The following is an 18,030-nucleotide window of genomic DNA, read 5'->3' as shown; positions in this document are numbered from 1 at the left end:
ATATCGCCGGGCCGGTACGCTGCGTAGTCTGCAACGTCGGCGCGTCGTTCGCGGTATCCATTTGTAACGAATTGCACGCAGGCTTGCGCAAGCACGGACAGCACCGCACGGTGCGATCCCGCCGCTTTCCTCCGCGCTTACTGCCGCTCCTGCTTCACGCGGCTGACGAGCTGCGTCGGGCTCACGAACTGCAGCGCGATCACGACCCATATCAGCGTGATGGCCATGTAGATCATCGCCATCGCGTCGATCGACTGCGGTGCGCGCACGCCGGTCGAGAACACCGCGTAATACAGCGCGACGACGAGCGTCTGCGTGCTCGGGCCGGCGGTGAAGAAGGTCAGCTCGAACATCCCGATCGTGCGCACCAGCACGAGCAGCGCGGCCGCGAGCATGCCGGGCACCAGCAGCGGCAGCAGCACGTAGCGGAAATAGCGCCACGTGTTCGCGCCGAAGATGCGCGCGGCGGCCTCGAGATTCGGGTCGATCTGCTCGATGAACGGCGTCATCACGAGGATCACGAACGGCAGCGCCGGCACGAGGTTCGCGAGGATCACGCCCGACAGCGTGCCGGCGAGCCCGACCTTGTACATCACGGTCGCCATCGGGATCCCGTACGTGACGGGCGGCACCATCAGCGGCAGCAGGAACACCAGCAGCGCGAAGCGCTTGCCGCGAAACCGCACGCGCGCGAGCGCATAGGCGGCCGGCACGCCGAGCGCGACCGACAGCAGCACGACCGCGCCAACCACTTCGACCGTCACCCACAGCACGCTCGCGAGCTGGAAGTCTTCCCATGCCTTCGCGTACCAGTGCAGCGTGAAGCCCTGCGGCAGCGGCGTGCCGAACCAGCGCGTCGCGACCGAGTTCACCGCGACGGTCGCGATCAGCAGCATCACGTTCAGCAGGAAGAACGCCATCAGCCCCCACACGAGGGCCTTCCATGCCCGGCCGGCGAGGTTGCTTCTCATCTTCTGCGGTGTCCTCGCGTTGACGGGGCGCGCATCGGGCGCGCCCTGCTTCGGCGGCCAGGCCGGCGCGGCATGATTGTCGGTCGCCATCAGCCCTTGCCCCCTGTCACCGGCCCCGTATAGAAGAAGCGGCGCGCGCCGAGCATCGACGCGACCACCAGCAGTTGCACGAAGCCCATCACGATCGCGATCGCCGACGCGAGCGAATAGTCGTAGCTCTCGAACGCGGCTTCGGCGGCCGCGATCGAGATCACGCGCGTCGGCCCGGCCGGCGCGCCGAGCAGCACGGCCGACGGGAACACCGAGAACGCCTGCACGAACGACAGGCACGCGGCCATCGTGAGCCCCGGCACGAGCAGCGGCAGGTAGATCTGCCGGAACTGCTGCCACGGGTTCGCGCCGAGCGTGGCCGCGGCGCGTGCGAGCGTCGGGTCGATGCCGCTGATGTACGACAGCATCAGCAGGAACGCGAACGGAAAGCCCGACACGATCAGCGACAGCAGCACGCCCCAGTAGTTGTGCGTGAGGCGCACTTCGTCCGTGTACAGGTGCAGCCCCTGCAGCGCTTGCGGGAACCAGCCGTTCGGGCCGAAGTACGTGAGCATCCCGTCGGCGACGAGCACCGTGCCGAGCGTGATCGGAATCACGAGCAGCGTCGTGACGAACTTCTGGTACGGCGAGTTGCGGCGCAGCGCGAACGCGACCGGCACCGAGATGCCGACGTTGATGAGTGTCGCCGGCACCGCGAGCTTCAGCGTGACGAGCACGGTCGGCCACATCGCGGTGTCGGTGAAGAACTGCACGTAGTTCGCAAGCGCGCCGCCGCCGTTCATCGGCTGGAATGACAGCACGAGGCCGTAGGCGAACGGGTAGATGAACAGCGCGACGATGAACGCGAGCGCGGGCGTGACGAGCCACGCCTTCGCGTCGCGCGGCGTGGCGCCGGTCGTGAGCGTGCTCATGCGGCCTCCCGCCGGCGCATTGCCGCGCATGCGGCACGGCGACCGTTCATTGCACGTCTCCCGCATAGACGAGCGTGCGCGCCGGCGCCACCCGCAGCCGCAGCCGCTCGCCTTCCACGAATTCGCCGGCGACCCGCGCCCAGATCGGGCCGAACGGCGTGATCGCACGGATCAGCGAATCGCGGCCGCCGTACTCGACCGTTTCGACGGTCGCGTCGAACGCGTTGTCCGCGCCGGCTTCCGCACGCTCGATGTCGTCGGGACGCAGCGCGACCACGACGTCCTTGCCGTCGAAGCCGGCCATCGGCACGCCGGTGATGCGCACGCCGGCGGCGGCGACGTTCACGTAGTCGCCGGCCATCCCTTCGAGCGTAAATGGCAGCACGTTGCGATAGCCCATGAAGCGTGCAACGTGCAGGTTGTGCGGGCGCGTGTATACATCCTTCGGCGACGCGACCTGCTGCACGACGCCCTCCTTCATCACGACGATCCGGTCGGCCATCGACAGCGCCTCGTCCTGGTCGTGCGTCACGTAGATCGTCGCGCGTTCGAGCTGCGTGTGGATGCGGCGGATCTCGGCGCGCATCTCGATGCGCAGCTTCGTGTCGAGGTTCGACAGCGGCTCGTCCATCAGCACCAGCGGCGGCTCGATGACGATCGCGCGCGCAATCGCGACGCGTTGCTGCTGCCCGCCCGACAGTTGCCCGGGCAGCTTGCCCTCGTGGCCGACGAGCTGCACGAGTTCGAGCGCCTGCTGCGCGCGCCGCCGCGTTTCCTGCTTCGGCACGCCGCGCATCTTCAGGCCGAAGCCGACGTTGTCGAGCACCGACATGTGCGGAAACAGCGCGTAGTTCTGGAACACCATCCCGAAGCCGCGGCGCTCGGGCGGCAGCACGTCGATGCGCGTGTCGTCAAGCCAGATGCCGCCGCGCGTGAGCGGCTGCAGCCCGGCGATGCAGTTCAGCGCGGTCGACTTGCCGCAGCCCGACGGGCCGAGCAGCGCGATGAACTCGCCGCGCCGGATGTCGAGATCGAGCCCGTCCAGTGCGGCGACCTGCGCCCCTTCCGCATTGGTGAAGCTGCGGCACACGCCGTCAAGCCGCAACCGTTCGAAACTGTGCTTCATTACGCGAACTCCGTCGGCGCGGGCGCGGGAGCGCCCGCGGGTTCATGCGTCATTTCGACTTCTGCGAACCGATCTCGCGGTCCCACTTCTGGAACGCGGCGACCATCGCCTGCGCATTGAGCGGCTGCACGTGCGGACGTTCCGCGAGCAGCTTCGCGTACTCGGGGCGGCCGAACTTCCTGATCACCTCCTGGCTGTGCGCGGGCGCCATATCGAGCGTCACGCCCTTCACCGCCGGGCCCGGATAGAAGTAGCCGTCGTCGTAGGTCATCGCCTGCTGGGCCGGTTCGAGCAGGAAGTTCATCAGCTTGAACAGCGCGTCGAGCTTCTCCTTCGGCACGCCCTTCGGGATCACCATGTAGTGCGCGTCGTTGACCCACGTCATGCCGTCGAACGCCTGGATCCGGAAGTCGGCCGGCACGATGCCGAGCGCGCGCGGGTTGAGGTCCCAGCCGGTGACGGTCACGGTCATGTCGCGCGTGCCCTCGCCGAGCTCCTTCATCACGGCCGACGTGCCGCCCGGGTAATACGGGATGCAGTCGTTGAGCTGCTTGAGGAACGCCCAGGTCTTGTCCCAGCCGTTGATCGGATCCTGCGGGTTCTTGTCGCCCAGCACGTACGGCAGCCCCATCAGGAACGTGCGGCCAGGGCCCGAATTCGCCGGGCGCGCGTAGATCAGCTTGTTCGGATGCGCCTTGCACCACGCGAGCAGTTGGGCGGGCGTCTTCGGCGGATCGCTGACCTTCGCCGGGTTGTATTCGAGCAGCGGGCCGGCCGGCATGTAGGTGACTTCGAGGCCGAAGCCCTGCGCGACATCCTGCATCTTGCGCGGGCCGGGCGCGTACTTGTCGAGCACGCCGGGGAAGGCGCCCGCGTTGTCGGGCAGCAGCTTCATCCACAGGTTCTGCTCGATGCCGGCGGCGAGCGCGTCGGTGCCCGTCAGCACGAGGTCGATGTCGGAGCGCCCCGCCGCCTGCATCGCCTTGATCTTGCCCGGCAGTTGCGGCGCGGGCGCGTTCGTGAACGTGACGTTCGATACGAGATTCGGGTTCTTCTCCCTGAACGCCTCGATGGCCCCCCGCGTGAGTTGCAGGTTGCCCGCGACGTCGACGACATTCAGCGACACGGGGGCCGCGACGGCGGCCGCGGCCGACAGCGTGAGGCCCAGCGCCAGGGTGATCCGGCGGACACGGCGCGCGATCGTGGTGGTGTTCATGTCTCCTCGCTTCGGTCGGTGGATGGGACCTTTCTTTCGGGGAATCATGACGGCGTTATACGATGTCGGTCAACAAAAAACCGAGCGGCGCGGGGCGGGAATTTCCCTAACAAAAACCTTCCGTTCGCCAAGGATTGGCTGATTGACCGATTTCGCGGCGCGCCGGAGCAATGGATCAGAGCCGTGTTAGGACGTCGTACATCAATCGATGCTGAAATGGAATCGGTTCACGCGGACGCGCAGGCATGAAATCCTGCGCGCCGTGTTGCGATGCGTTGTGGGTACTCAGGCCGCTCAGGCCGCACGGAGCGCCGCCACCTCCCCGATCAGCCGCTCCGCGTCATGCCACTCGCCATACCCCGACGCCGGGTTCAGGTGCCCGACGTCGCCGAGATCGACTAGCTTGCTGCCCCACGCCGCCGCGAACGCCTCGGTGCGTTCGAAGCGCGCAAGCGGATCGTTGCGGCTCGCGGCCACGATGCTCGGAAACGGCAGCGGCCGGGTCGGCACCGGCGTCCAGCCGTGCGCGTCAATCGCATCGGGCGCCGGATAACCTGCGGGCATCGGCGTATCGAGATCGGCCGGCGCGGCAAGCAGCGCGCCGTCGATCGCACGCGTTGCCTGCAGCGCCCAATGCACGACGATCACCACGCCCGCGCTGTGCGCGACGAGCATCACGGGGCCGTCGATCGCGGCCAGCGCCGCATCGAGCGCCGCGACGCGCGCGGCGCGGCTCAGTTTGTCGGCTTCGAGCGGCGCGACGGCGCGCGCGTTCGGCAGGCGGCGTTGCAGATGCGTCTGCCAGTGGTCTTCGACGTGATCGCGCAAGCCGGGCACGATCAGGATGGTGGGTGCGGTCGTGAGGGTCATGCAGCCTCCGGGAGGGTTCGGTTCAGGAAGGTTCAGGAAAGACGGGATGCGCGCCGTTCGCGTTCGACGCGCGCGATATCGGCCGAGTAGCTCGCGCGTCCGATCGCGAACAGCACGGCGGCCGCGAGCGGCACGGCGGGAATCCATTGCAGTGCGCCGACGAGACCGGCGCGATCGGCGACCCACCCCGTCAGCAGCGGGCCCGGCGCCATGCCGAGCAGGTTGTTGGCGAGCGTGAGCGTCGCGAACGCCGACGCATGGATCGCGGCTGGCGTCAGGTTCGCGACCATCGCGCCCGACGCGCCGGACGCCCCCGCGCCGACCAGCATGCCCGCGCAGATCAGCGCGAGCTGCAGCGGACCGGGCGGCAGCCGGAACGCGATCGCGAGGCACACGCCCGTCAGCACGCAATACGCGATCGCGGTCAGCCATTTGTGTGCGCCGTCGGCACGCCCGACGCGGTCGGTGATGATCCCGCAGCCGACCATCCCGACGCCCGACAGCAGCACGAAGCCGGCCGCGAGCACGGCGGCACGGTCGGGCGCCATCGCGTAGTAGCGGTTCAGGTAGCTCGGCAGCCACGCGAACAGCGCGCCGGGCACGAACAGGTGCAGCCCGCTGCCGACATACGCGCAGATCACCGAACGCGACGCGAACAGCCCCGACATCAGCACGCGCACGCTGCCGCGCAGGTCGCGCGGCGCATCGGGATGGGGCCGGCACGGTTCGACGCGGCACGCCGCGAGCCGCCGTTCGGTCACCACGCAGCGATACGCGATCAGCAGCACGATGCCGAGCGCGGCCATCACCCCGAACGACCAGCGCCAGCCGAGATGCGCGCCGACCAGCCCGCCTAGCGCCATCCCGAACACCGAGCCGAATGCGCCGCCGGCCATGAACGCGCCAGTCAGCGTCGCGCGCAGGCGGGCCGGAAAGATGCTGAGGATCAGTGCAACGCCGACGCTGCCGTACGCGGCTTCACCGAGCCCGACGAGCCCGCGCGCGACGAGCATCTCGGCGTAATTGGTGGACAGCGCGCAGCCGAGCGTCGCGACGCTCCACAGCGCGGCCATCAGCACGATGCTGCGCACGCGCCCGAAGCGGTCGGCGAGCACCGACAACGGAAACGTCAGCAGCCCGACCAGCAGCGCGACGACGCCGGACAGCGAGCCGAGCTGCGTGTCCGACAGTCCCCACGCGTGCTTGAGCAGCGGAAACACGGCGTTGAGCACCTGCCGCGACATATAGTCCGACAGCAGCAGGCCGACGGTCAGCCCGAACACGAGCCAGGCATAGGCCGGCGCGCGCCGGCCGGTGGTGGCCGCCTCCTGCAGCGACGGCTCGACGTGATGAATCAGCATGCGTGTCTCCTCCGGCACCGGAGCTGTCGTGCTCCGGCGCGGCTTGCGTGGCCCCGCTCCGTTGACCGGAGTCAGCCCCCGCGCCGTGCGCAGGGGTGGGTGCCACGCCACAACGATCGGCGGGCGGCGGCCACCAAGGCCGCTACCCGGCTGCGCGGCGCGTCAGGCCGCGCGCAGCGGCACGCTCGCCTGGCCCGGCCGGCGGTTCGGCGCCATCCCGAGCTGCGCGAGCGTCTCGTCGATGCCGTCGTACTGCACGCCGATCTTGTAGATCGCCTTTGCTTCCTTGCCGGTCGCGATGTCGCGGCCGAGTTCGCGCGCGATCCGCACGCACTGCTCGACCTGCTGCACCGAGGTCATCCGGTTGCCCTTCTGATCGATGATCGTGTCCTCGATCCCGCAGCGCGGATGCAGGCCCAGCGCCATCGCGACCGTGTTGATCGGCAGCACGTTCTTCATCAGCGTTTCGAACGTAATGCACGCGCCGTCCGGGCAGCGCCGCACGAATTCCATGAAGTTGTATGGATTGGGGCCGTCGAAGCCGCCGCCGATGCCGACCCACGTGACGTTCAGCGGGCCGCGATAGACGCCGCGCCGGATGATCCGTTCGAGCGTCTCGAGCGCATGCATGCCGGTGAGCTGGAAATGCGGCTGGATGCCGGCCGCCTGCAGGCGGCGCAGGTGTTCGTCGACCCAGCCGGGGCCGGCCGGCACCGTCATCTCGCGGTACGCGTCCCACAGAGCGGGTTCGTTCAGCGACGTGCCGGCGATGTCCTGGCGGTTCATCAGCTCGGTGATGTTCATCTGCACGGTGTTGATCGCGACCGTCACCTGGTCGGGCTTCGGGGTCAGCTCGGCGAGCATGTGACGTGTGTCGTCGGACAGCCATTTCGCGTCGGCGCCGTCGCCTTCCGGCGCGAACGAGATCGAGCCGCCCACCTGCAGGATCATGTCGGGCACGGCCTCGCGCAGCCGGCCGAGCAGTTCGTTGAATTTCGACAGCCGCTTGCTGCCCTTCCCGTCGAGTTCGCGCACATGCATGTGCAGCACCGTCGCGCCCGCGTTGTAGCAGTCGACGGCCTTCTGCACGTGCTCGTCCATCGTCACCGGAATGTCTTCCGGAAAATCGGCGGGCATCCATTCGGGGCCGTACGGCGCGACCGTGATGACTACCTTGTCCTGGTTTTCCGGGTGCAGCGAATCGTCGAAAAATTGCATGTCGTCCTCCAGTGGAAATCGTTGTGTTCGGGCGTACGGGCGTGCGTATCCCGTCGCGCCGGGCGGCGAACCCGGCGCGTTGTATCGGTCGTGGATCGGTTACGGTGCGCGCGTGCTCAGAACGGCACGTCGCCAACGATGCCCGCGCGCTCCATCCGGCGCACGCACGGCGGGTAGTCCATCACCGCGTAATGCTGGGTGGCGCGGTTGTCCCAGATCGCGACGCTGTTCTTTTTCCAGCGCCAGCGCACCTGGTATTCGGGGATCGCCGCCTGGCTGATCAGGTAGTGCAGCAGCTGGCCGGCGCCAGGATTCGCGTCCTGCCCGACGCGCACGCGCGCGGGGGTGTGGAAGTTGGTGAAATGCGTGGTGAACGCATTTACGTACAGCACCTTCTCGCCCGTTTCGGGATGCGTGCGCACGACCGGATGCTCGGCGTCCGGATACTGCGCCTTCAACGCGAGGCGCTTGTCGATCGGCATCGCCGCGCCGAAGCTCGCCTCGATGCTGTGGCGGGCGCGCAGGTCCGCGATCTGCTGCTTCACGTGGTCCGGCAGGTTCTCGTACGCGAGCACCATGTTCGCCCACATCGTGTCGCCGCCAACCGGCGGACCGTCGATGCAGCGCAGCACACAGCCGAACGGCGGCGCCACGCGCCAGCTCGCATCGCTGTGCCACGCATTCTCGTAGCGGTCGTTCGGCTGGTCGGGCGACTTGTAGATCCGCACGAGCCCCGGATGCTCAGGGTCGCTGCCGGCGACCGGATGATCCTCGAGCTCGCCGAAGCGGCGCGCGAACGCGACATGCTCGGCACGCGTGATGTCCTGGTCGCGCAGGAACAGCACGCGATGGCGCAGCAACTGCGCGCGGATCTCGGCGAACAGGCCGTCGTCGTGCACGGCGTCGGCGAGGCTCACGTCCAGCAGTTCCGCGCCGATCGCACAGGTCAGGGGTTCGACTCGCATGCGCGTCTCCTCAGACGATGAATACCGACGAGCCGGTCGTCTTGCGCGACTCGAGGTCGCGGTGCGCCTGCGCCGCGTCCTGCAGCGCATAGCGCTGGTTGATTTCGATCCGGATGCGGCCGGCCGCGACGTGCGCGAACAGTTCGCCGGCGAGGTCGTTCTTCTCGGCCGGATCGGCGATGTAGTCGGCCAGCGCCGGGCGCGTCAGGTACAGCGAGCCCTTCATCGCGAGGCGCTGCGGATCGAACGGCGGGATCGGGCCCGACGCGGTGCCGACGCAGACCATCAGCCCGCGCCGCTTCAGCGAATCGAGCGAGCCTTCGAAGGTGTCCTTGCCGACGCTATCGAACACGACGTCGACGCCCGCGCCGCCGGTCAGTTCGCGCACGCGTTTCGCGACATCCTCGCGGCTGTAGTCGATCGTGTGGTCGCAGCCGTGCGCACGGGCAACCGCCGCCTTGTGTTCGCTCGACACGGTGCCGATCACCGTGAGCCCGAGCAGCTTCGCCCATTGCGACACGATCAGCCCGACGCCGCCCGCTGCCGCATGCAGCAGGATCGTGTCGCCCGGCGCGAACGCATGGATGCGGCGCAGCAGGTAGGCCGACGTGAGCCCGCGCATCGTCATCGCCGCCGCCGTTTCGCATCCGATGCCGGCCGGCAGCCTGACGAGGGGCGCGGCCGCGATCAGCCGCTCGGTGCTGTACGCGCCGAGCGTGTTCAGGAAGCCGGTGTAGGTCACGCGGTCGCCCACGGCGACGTTCGTCACGCCGGGCCCAAGAGCCTCGACCACGCCGGCCGCCTCGACGCCGATGCCGGCCGGCAGCGCGACCGGATACAGGCCGCTGCGGAAATACGTGTCGGCGAAGTTCAGGCCGACCGCCTCGTGCCGCAGGCGCACCTGGCCGGGGCCCGGATCGCCGACGTCGACTTCTTCCCAGCGCAGCACGTCGGGGCCGCCGGTTTCGTGGAATCGCACTGCATGTGCCATGTTGTTCTCCGTAGGTATTCAGTCGGATGCGCGTCACGCATCGTCGGGTTCGTCCGCGCCCGGTGGCGTCGCGGCGGCGCCGCTCGCCGGGGGCGCGTCCAGTTCGGTCCAGTCGGCGTCGGCCAGATAGCGCCGCGCGGCCGGGAAAATCACGCCTTCCATGCGTCCCATCTGCTCGAATGCGCCACGCGCATAGACGGCGAGCGCGGCATCGAACGCGCTCGACGGCAACCCGTCGGCGGCGAGCCGCGCCAGCGCGTCGAGCGCGTGCGCATCGCGGCGCCGCTGGCGATCGAGCTCGTCGAGTTCGGCCGCGGTGCTCTGCGCCCGGATGCGCAATGCCGAGCAGAGACGGGCTTCAGCGTCAGTGCCGAAGCGTGAGTGCTGCAGCGCCGCGAGCGATGCCAGTGCGGCCAGCGTGCCTCCCGTGTCGGCCGTCGGGTGCTCGGCAGCGTCGGGGCCTCCGCTTGCCATCATCAGCGCCTCCAACCGCTCGCCGAGCGCACGATGCGCGGCGAGACAGCGGGCCATCACGCGCGCCTCGGCCGGCCCATGCCGCGCCGGGCACACGAGCACCGGCACGCTGCTCGTCGCGAGCAGTTCAAGCCGTTGCGCGGCTGCCGCAGCATTTGCGTCGTGCGGCAGCGCCGCCACGCCGATCAGGTCGCAGCCGAGCTGGCCGGCGAGCGTGGCGGGCGACGTGTCGCCGGCCGCCGGTTGGCCTGCCCCCGGGTTGCCGGCCCCCGGATGGCCGCCCCCCGCGATCACATGGGACAGGCCCTGCGCCCGCGCGGCGGCTTCCACTTTCGCATCGTGTCGCGGCATCCGCGCTCCGGATAAACGCGAGTCGGGCACGGTGCCCGACAGCACGAACGTGACCCGCGCGCCGACCGCACGCGCCAGTTCGAGCGCATGGCCGATCGCGTCGATGCCGCCGGGCACGCCGTCGACCGTCACGAGCAGATGGCGATACATCGTGTCGCTCCGCTTATCCGGCGTTCGGCACGCTCGGTCGCGCGCCGGTCGATACGATGTTCATGGTCCACTCCTCGTTGCATGGGTGAGTTGCATTCGTCAGTTGCATGGGTCGGTTGCGTTCGTCATGCTTCGGAACCCATGCTATCGACCAGGCGGCGGCGCGGCCCCACTCGCCGCGGGGGGGATTGACGCGCGAGCGCGGTTCGACCGATCCTTCCCCCCACGCCCACCCCGGACGCTGGCCCGCACGGCATCGCCGGATTCCCACTGCTGCCCCGATGGCCCACCCACCCGATCGCGCCGACGCGCCCCCCACCGAACTCGTGCTGAAGACGACCGCGCCGCGCGTGCCGGCGCAGTTGCTCGCGCGTGCGCGGCTGAGCCTCGCCGCGCCGGCGTTCGACGCCCGGCCCGTGATGCTCGTGCAGGCGCCGGCCGGCTACGGCAAGACGTCGCTGCTCGCGCAATGGCGGCGCGAATCACTCGCGCTCGGCCGCGCGGTCGTGTGGCTGTCCGCCGACGAGCGCGACGACGCGCCGCGCCTGCTGCAGGGGCTCGTGCAGGCGGTGCGCACGGGTTGCGCGCGGCCCGGCTTCGGGCGTCTGATCGCGGGCGGCGCGGCGCGCGCGCTGGAGGGACTCACCGCGTGGCTGGCCGAAGTCGCGCAACTGTCGATCGACGCGCTGTTGATCGTCGACGACGCGGAGCGGCTGCCGGCCGCCGGCCTCGACGCGCTGACCTATGTGCTGCACAACGCGCCGCAGAACCTGCGGGTGATCGTCGCGGGCCGGCGCGGGCTCGATCGCGCGGCCGGCGACCTGCTCGCCGGCGGCCAATGCACGCTCGCGGGCCCCGAATGGCTGCGCTTCACGCTCGACGAGACGATCGCGCTGGTCGGTGCGCGCTTCGCACAGCGGGTCGACGCCGATGCGTGCGCGCGGCTGTTCGAGCGCGTGGACGGCTGGCCGCTCGGGCTGCAGCTCGCGATGGCCGCGATGGCGCGCTCGGCCGATCCGCGCCAGGCCGTCGACGCGCTCGCCGCGCGCATGGACGGTACTCGCGACCGGCTCGTCGAGCTGCTGCTCGCGAACCTGTCCGCCGACGACACCGCGTTCCTGACGCGCACGAGCATCGCCGATCGCCTGCATCCGTCGCTGTGTGCCGCGCTGCTCGACGATGCGGAGGCGCCCGACCGGCTCGCGCGGCTCGCGCGCGATACGCCGCTGTTCATCGCATCGGATGACTCCGACTGGTGCCGGCTGCATCCGCTCGTGCGCGATACGCTGCGCGACCGTCTGGCGGCGGGCCCGGCCGCGGAGCGCAGCGTGCTGCATGGACGCGCGGCCGCATGGCTCGATGCGCACGGGATGACGGAGGAAGCCGCGCGTCATGCGTATGCGGCCGGCCAGGTCGAGACCGCGTACGCGCTCGCGCAGCGCTGCCTCGAGGATGCGATCAAGCAGGGCCGAATCAACGACGTACTCGACTGGCTCGCGCTGCTGCCCGATGCGGAACTCGACAAGCGTCCGACGCTGCGGATCGCGGTCGCGTGGGCACTGGCGCTGGGCGAGCGCCATGTGGAGGCGCAGCGCCAGATCGCCGGCATCCTCGCCGACGCCGCCACGCCGGCCGCTATGCGCTACGAATGTGCGCTGATCCTCAGCGCGGCGGCCTATTACGCGGACGAAATCGACCGTTTCGTCGAGCTGTTCGAGCCGTGGGCCGACTTCACGCCGCCTGCGGCGACGTGGCTCGCGCAGATGCATGCGAACCGCCTGTCGGCGCGCGCGATCATCGTCGGCGAACCGGCGCAGGCGCGCCGCTACCAGCAGGCCGCGCCGCGCGGCGGGACGGCTGCCGGGTTCGGCTACGTCGCGCGCTGGGGCGAGCTGATCACGGGCCTGAGCTACCTGTGCGAAGGCCAGATCCGGCTCGCGGACGACGCGTTGTCGCCGGCACTCGCGCGCGCGGAAGCCGACCTCGGGCGCCGCCATCCGCTGACCTGCATGTTGGCGGCGATGTGCGCGGCGATCGCCTACGAGGCCGATCGCGTCGACCAGGCCGCCGCGCTGCTCGCGAACCGGCTCGACGTGCTCGAGCACGCGGGCACGCCCGACACCGTGCTGCTCGGCTATCGGACGTCCGCGCGCATCGCGCTGCTGCGCGGCGTCGAGCATCGCGCGATCGACCTGCTCGAGGCGCTCGACGCGCTGGGCGTCGCGCGCCGGCTGCCGCGGCTGTCGGTGGCGAGTCTCGCCGAGCAGGTGCGCATTCACGCGGCGCGTTATCGCGAGGCGACCTGTCATGCGCTCGTCGAGCGGATCGATGCGATCGCCGCGGCCGAGTTTCCGTCGCATGGCCCGTTGTGGCGGCGCCCCGTCGTGCTGCTGCAGGCGATCGCGCATGCGGGCGCCGCGCTTGCCGCGCGCCGCTGGGACGATGCGTGCGCGGCGCTCGACGAAGCGGCCGTGCTGGCCCGCGAGATGAGTCTCGGGGGCGCGCGCATCGAGATCATGGCGCTCGGCGCGTTCGCGCTCGAACAATCCGGGCACGACGGCCGCGCGCGGCTCGACGAGGCGATGAACCTCGCGGACATGTTCGGCCTCACGCGCACGCTCGCCGATACGCATCCGGCCGTCGCCGACTGGGCGCGCCGCATCGGCGACGAGGCGATCGAGCGCGATGCTCCGGCAAGGTCCGCGCAACCGCAGCCGCGCATCGTGCCGCCCGCGCCGCGCAGCACGGCCAGCCCGCGCGCGGTGCCGAGCGTCGTGCTGACGCCCAAGGAGCGCGCGATTCTCGAGCTGCTCGCGCGCAGCCTGTCGAACAAGGAGATCGCGGTGGCGCTCGCCGTCGGCGAGGAAACCGTGAAATGGCACCTGAAGAACCTGTTCGGCAAGCTCGACGCCAGCTCACGCAAGCACGTCGTGCGCCGCGCGCTGGTGCTCGGGTTGCTCGAAAGCGCGCCTTGATCGCTGCGTAGGCCGGCGTTGCCGGCTGTTGCGCCCGTTGCAACTGTTGCCGCCGGCATCGGCGTTGATCCCCGTTCGATTCTCCGCAACCCTGCCCCCCGCGCATGGGGGGGAGCGGCCGCGCGCCGTTGCGTAGTCTTTCCGCACGGCTTGCACCGGCGTCGCCTCGCGCGCCTTCCCGCCTGCCTCGATGCTGCCCCGCTTCACTCGCTTCACCCGCCCGGGCTCGATCCCGTGCGGTCCATTACGATCCTGGAGACTTCGATGAAGACGAAACTGGCCGCGCTCGCGGCGCTTGCCGGCTGTTCGGCGCTCGCGCAGGCGCAATCCTCCGTCACGCTGTACGGCGTGGTCGACACGGGCCTGCTGTACCAGAGCACGTCGGCCGCTTCGTTCCGCCCGAACGCGCCGAACACCGGCAAGGTGTTCCGGATGAAGGACGGCGGCATCTACTCGAGCTTCTGGGGCATCAAGGGCAGCGAGGACCTCGGCGGCGGCTACAAGGTCAACTTCAAGCTGCAGGGTTCGTTCGACAGCGGCACCGGCCGGCTCCAGCTCAGCGACACGCCGGGCGCCGTCGCGATCTTCAACCAGATTGCGTCGCTCGGCGTATCGGGGCCGTTCGGCACGGTGACGGCCGGCCGCCAGATCGTGCCGATGATCTACGCGATGGCCGACACCGACGTGCGCAACGCGCAGTTCTTCGGCAGCGTGCTGACCGCGTGGCTCGGCCTGAACACCGCGGCCGGCTGGCCGGCGACGAGCACCAACGGCGCGATCGGTGCGCTGTACGACAGCAATGCGCTCGTCTATCAGTCGCCGACGTTCGCGGGCGTGTCGCTCGCGCTCGAATACGCACCCGGCGGCGTCGCCGGACAGTTTCAGGGCGGCACGCGCGAATCCGTCGTGCTCCGGTATTCGAACTACGGGCTCAATGCATCGGCCGTCTACTACAACGGCCACGACACGAATCCGGCACCGGGTGTCGCGCCGACCGGCGTCGACAACAACCGCTTCGTCTACGTCGGCGCGAAATACACGATCCGCGATTTCTCGGTGTCGGCGTCGTATGGCAACGGCCGGAATCCCGCGCATGCGGACCGCGTGAACCTCGACATGCTGTCGGCCGGTGTCGGCTATCGCTTCACGCCCGCGTTGCAGGTCGCCTCCGCCGTGTACTACCTGAAGGACCGCAACCGCTCCGCGAACCGGTCGACGGCCGTCGTGCTCACGGCCGACTACAGCCTGTCGAAGCGGACGATGGTCTATGCGCAGGCCGGCCACGTGAACAACCGCGGCACGATGGATCAGATGCTGGTGTACGGGCAGCCGGTCGCGCCCGGGGTCGGCACGACGGCCGCGATGGTCGGGTTGCGGCACAACTTCTGACGACGAAGTGACATGCGGCGGCGCTTGCGCGCGACGCGCGGCTGCCGTCTGCAGCGATTGCGGGGATCGGCTACAGTGGGCGTTTTCGGCGCGGCCCGCCCGCTTGCCGATGCGCTCGTCCCGCCCCAGCCGCCGTGCCGGGGGCGCTTGGCGGCGCACGGCTGGCCGGCGGATCGCGGATCCTCCACGTTGACGAGCGAACCTCCATGCCCGACCTGTCCGCCTTCCCGATCACGAAAAAATGGCCGGCCCAGCATCCCGACCGTCTCCAGCTGTACTCGCTGCCGACGCCCAACGGCGTCAAGGTGTCGATCATGCTCGAGGAGACCGGCCTGCCGTACGAGCCGCACCTCGTGAGCTTCGACACGGACGACCAGATGTCGCCTGAATTCCTGTCGCTGAACCCGAACAACAAGATCCCGGCGATCATCGATCCGAACGGCCCCGACGGCCGGCCGCTGCCGCTGTTCGAATCGGGCGCGATCCTGATCTATCTCGCCGACAAGACGGGCCAGTTGATGCCGAAGGACGCCGCGGGCCGCTACGAGACGATCCAGTGGGTGATGTTCCAGATGGGCGGCATCGGCCCGATGTTCGGCCAGGTCGGCTTCTTCCACAAGTTCGCCGGCCGCGACTACGAGGACAAGCGTCCGCGCGACCGCTACGCCGCCGAGTCGAAGCGCCTGCTCGCCGTGCTCGACGCGCATCTCGCGAACCGCAAGTGGATGATGGGCGATACGTACACGATCGCCGATATCTCGATCTTCCCGTGGGTGCGCAACCTGGTCGGGTTCTACGAGGCGGGCGATCTCGTCGGCTTCAGTGAATTCCGCAACGTCAAGCGCGTGCTCGACGCGTTCGTCGCGCGTCCGGCCGTCGCGCGCGGGCTCACTATTCCGGCACGCGGCTGATTCGCGGCAGCGGGCGCGCCGGGTGCGGCCTGCTGCGTGACTGGCTCGACGCCTGTCCGGCCCGCCGCTTGCGCGGCGGGCGGTTTGCTGGTTACCTTTCTGCGTTTCTGCGTTTCTGCGTTTCTGCGTTTCTGCGTTTCTGCGTTTCTGCGTTTCTGCGTTTCTGCGTTTCTGCGTTTCTGCGTTTCTGCGTTTCTGCGTTTCTGCGTTTCTGCTATCCGCGCGTCGCGTTCAGCGTGACTCAGCGTGACGATCCGCGCCGCTGCTTTTCTACCGGCGCCGACTCCCCTCCCTCCAACCCCGCCAGCAGCTTTTCCAGCAGCGCCGACAACTGCGTCTGCTCCGCCTGCGACAGCACCGCCAGCATCGCGCGCTGATTGTCGACGTGCGCGACCACCGCCTCGTCGATCAGCGCGCGGCCCGCGTCCGTCAGCGCGACGAGCGTGCCGCGGCCGTCGGCGGGATTCGGCAGACGCTCGACCCAACCGGCCTTGTGCAACCGGTCGATCCGTGCGGTCATCCCGCCCGACGACATCATCAGCGCGTCGTACAGCGCGGTCGGCGTCAGCGCGAACGGCGCGCCGCTGCGTCGCAGCGTCGCCAGCACGTCGAATTCGCCCGGCTGCAACCCGTAGCGCGCGAAAAGCGGATTGAGGCCGTCGCGCGCGATCACGAGCGCGGCTTCCTGCAGCCGTCCCATCACGAGCATCGACGACGCATCCAGATCCGGACGCTCGACGCGCCATTGCGCGAGCGCATGCGCGGCTCGATCCATTAACCCTCCTCGGCTCACCAGTTATCTTGACGTCGAGATAAATGCCGATTTATCTTGATGTCGAGATACTTTACATGAAAACGCACGCCACGCCGACGGCGGTGTCGCGCACCGATATCGAGGACTCCATGAATCGCTGCATTTCCCCCGGCTGGCGGCTTGCCGCCATCGTGCTGGTCGGTTTGAACCTGCGGCCGGCGCTGGCCGCGATCGGTCCGCTGCTCGACATGATCCAGCGCGCGACCGGCATCGGTGACGGCGCGGCGAGCCTGCTGACCACGATCCCGATCCTGCTGATGGGCGTGGGCGCGCTGAGCGCGCGGCGGCTGCAACGCGTGACGGGGATCGCTGGCGGCGTGTGGCTCGGCGTCGCGCTGATCGGGTTCGCCTGCGCGTCGCGCATTGGTGCGCAGCATGCGTGGGTGCTGCTGGCAAGCGCATGCTGCGCGGGCATCGGGATCGCCATGGTGCAGGCATTGCTGCCGGGGTTCGTGAAGACGCATTTCGCGACGCGGATCGGCGGCGCGATGGGCGTCTATTCGACGTCGATCATGGGCGGCGCGGTGCTCGCGAGCGTCGTCGCGCCGTTCGCCGCGGCCCGCTGGGGCTGGCTCGTCGCGCTCGCGGGCTGGGCGCTGCCGGCCGCCCTTGCAGCGCTCGCGTGGCCGCTGGCCAGTCGTGACGGCGACGCGCCGGCGTCCGGAGCGCTGCCGGCGTCGGCCGCGACATCGGCGGCGCATGCGCGACCGTCGCGCTCGCCGCGCGCATGGCGGCTCGCGGTGTTCTTCGGGATCGCGACCGGTGCCTACACACTCGTGCTGGCATGGCTGCCGCCGTACTACATGCGGCTCGGCTGGTCGCCGACCGCGGCCGGCGGCCTGCTCGGCGGCGTGACGCTCGCGGAAGTCGTCGCGGGGCTGACGATCTCGGCGACGATCGACCGCCTGCCTGATCGCCGGCCCGCGCTGCACGCGGCGATCGCGTCGCTGCTGGCGGGGCTGCTGGTGATGCTGGCCGCGCCGCAGGCGCTCGCGTTGCCGGCCGCGCTGCTGCTGGGTGCGGGCATCGGCGCGCTGTTTCCGCTGTCGCTGATCGTCACGGTCGATCATGCGGCGACGCCGGCCGATGCCGCATCGTTGACGGGGTTCGTGCAGGGTGTCGGCTATCTGATCGCGGCGTTGTTTCCGTTCGCGGCGGGCATCGTGCGCCAGCATCTCGCGGATCTGTCGCCCGCGTGGGTCGCGATGGCTTGCCTGTGTGTCGTGCTGTTCGCGCTGGCGGCGGGTTTCGCGCCGCGGTTTGCGCCGCGCGTCGCGGGTGCGTAG

At 69.6% G+C, this 18,030-nt stretch carries 15 protein-coding genes; 4 read left to right on the top strand and 11 right to left on the bottom strand.

The window, feature by feature from the left end; translation table 11 throughout:
* Positions 1-137: 137 nt before the first annotated feature.
* The 10 genes from BAMB_RS08045 to BAMB_RS08000 all read right to left on the bottom strand — a co-directional run bounded on the left by BAMB_RS08045 (position 138) and on the right by BAMB_RS08000 (position 10,655).
* Entirely contained in the window at positions 138-1,061 is a 924-nt protein-coding gene (locus tag BAMB_RS08045; protein ID WP_011656880.1) for an ABC transporter permease, read from the bottom strand.
* Positions 1,061-1,933 carry an ABC transporter permease gene (locus BAMB_RS08040; RefSeq protein ID WP_011656879.1) on the bottom strand — a complete coding sequence of 291 codons (873 nt, stop codon included), beginning with the start codon at positions 1,931-1,933 and terminating at the stop codon, positions 1,061-1,063. The genes BAMB_RS08045 and BAMB_RS08040 overlap by 1 nt, the downstream gene beginning before the upstream one ends.
* Positions 1,934-1,979: 46 nt before the next feature.
* A complete protein-coding gene (locus tag BAMB_RS08035) occupies positions 1,980-3,059 on the bottom strand; it encodes an ABC transporter ATP-binding protein (RefSeq protein ID WP_011656878.1) in 1,080 nt (359 codons plus the stop codon).
* 49 nt (positions 3,060-3,108) lie between these two features.
* Positions 3,109-4,275 (bottom strand): ABC transporter substrate-binding protein, encoded by a 1,167-nt coding sequence (locus tag BAMB_RS08030; protein ID WP_011656877.1) that lies wholly within the window; start codon positions 4,273-4,275, stop codon positions 3,109-3,111.
* A gap of 294 nt (positions 4,276-4,569) precedes the next feature.
* Positions 4,570-5,145 carry an RBBP9/YdeN family alpha/beta hydrolase gene (locus tag BAMB_RS08025; RefSeq protein ID WP_011656876.1) on the bottom strand — a complete coding sequence of 192 codons (576 nt, stop codon included), beginning with the start codon at positions 5,143-5,145 and terminating at the stop codon, positions 4,570-4,572.
* A 32-nt stretch (positions 5,146-5,177) separates the two neighbouring features.
* Entirely contained in the window at positions 5,178-6,506 is a 1,329-nt protein-coding gene (locus tag BAMB_RS08020) for an MFS transporter (RefSeq protein WP_011656875.1), read from the bottom strand.
* 162 nt (positions 6,507-6,668) lie between these two features.
* Complete coding sequence (locus BAMB_RS08015; protein ID WP_011656874.1) at positions 6,669-7,724, bottom strand: beta-keto acid cleavage family enzyme; 1,056 nt, start codon at positions 7,722-7,724, stop codon at positions 6,669-6,671.
* 116 nt (positions 7,725-7,840) lie between these two features.
* The gene (locus BAMB_RS08010) at positions 7,841-8,689 is read right to left on the bottom strand and encodes a TauD/TfdA dioxygenase family protein (protein WP_011656873.1); all 849 of its coding nucleotides are present in this window, start codon (positions 8,687-8,689) and stop codon (positions 7,841-7,843) included.
* A gap of 10 nt (positions 8,690-8,699) precedes the next feature.
* On the bottom strand, positions 8,700-9,680 hold the full coding sequence (locus tag BAMB_RS08005) for a quinone oxidoreductase family protein (RefSeq protein WP_011656872.1): 981 nt from the start codon (positions 9,678-9,680) through the stop codon (positions 8,700-8,702).
* A gap of 33 nt (positions 9,681-9,713) precedes the next feature.
* The gene (locus BAMB_RS08000; RefSeq protein ID WP_011656871.1) at positions 9,714-10,655 is read right to left on the bottom strand and encodes a universal stress protein; all 942 of its coding nucleotides are present in this window, start codon (positions 10,653-10,655) and stop codon (positions 9,714-9,716) included.
* A gap of 281 nt (positions 10,656-10,936) precedes the next feature.
* Between BAMB_RS08000 and BAMB_RS07995 the strand changes: the two genes are divergently transcribed.
* The 3 genes from BAMB_RS07995 to BAMB_RS07985 all read left to right on the top strand — a co-directional run bounded on the left by BAMB_RS07995 (position 10,937) and on the right by BAMB_RS07985 (position 15,930).
* On the top strand, positions 10,937-13,630 hold the full coding sequence (locus BAMB_RS07995) for a winged helix-turn-helix domain-containing protein (protein WP_041491166.1): 2,694 nt from the start codon (positions 10,937-10,939) through the stop codon (positions 13,628-13,630).
* Positions 13,631-13,894: 264 nt separating this feature from the next.
* Complete coding sequence (locus tag BAMB_RS07990) at positions 13,895-15,019, top strand: porin (RefSeq protein WP_011656869.1); 1,125 nt, start codon at positions 13,895-13,897, stop codon at positions 15,017-15,019.
* A 206-nt stretch (positions 15,020-15,225) separates the two neighbouring features.
* The gene (locus tag BAMB_RS07985; protein ID WP_011656868.1) at positions 15,226-15,930 is read left to right on the top strand and encodes a glutathione S-transferase N-terminal domain-containing protein; all 705 of its coding nucleotides are present in this window, start codon (positions 15,226-15,228) and stop codon (positions 15,928-15,930) included.
* 241 nt (positions 15,931-16,171) lie between these two features.
* Here BAMB_RS07985 and BAMB_RS07980 read toward each other — a convergent pair whose 3' ends face one another.
* Positions 16,172-16,705, bottom strand: coding sequence for a MarR family winged helix-turn-helix transcriptional regulator (locus BAMB_RS07980; protein ID WP_011656867.1), 534 nt, complete (start codon positions 16,703-16,705; stop codon positions 16,172-16,174).
* A 128-nt stretch (positions 16,706-16,833) separates the two neighbouring features.
* On the opposite strand from BAMB_RS07980, the gene BAMB_RS07975 reads away from it, so the two are divergent.
* A complete protein-coding gene (locus tag BAMB_RS07975) occupies positions 16,834-18,030 on the top strand; it encodes an MFS transporter (RefSeq protein WP_041491354.1) in 1,197 nt (398 codons plus the stop codon).

It is taken from the genome of Burkholderia ambifaria AMMD (assembly GCF_000203915.1).
GTDB lineage: Bacteria > Pseudomonadota > Gammaproteobacteria > Burkholderiales > Burkholderiaceae > Burkholderia > Burkholderia ambifaria.
Note: the sequence above shows the minus strand (reverse complement) of the source record. Positions and strands in the feature narration are given on the sequence as shown.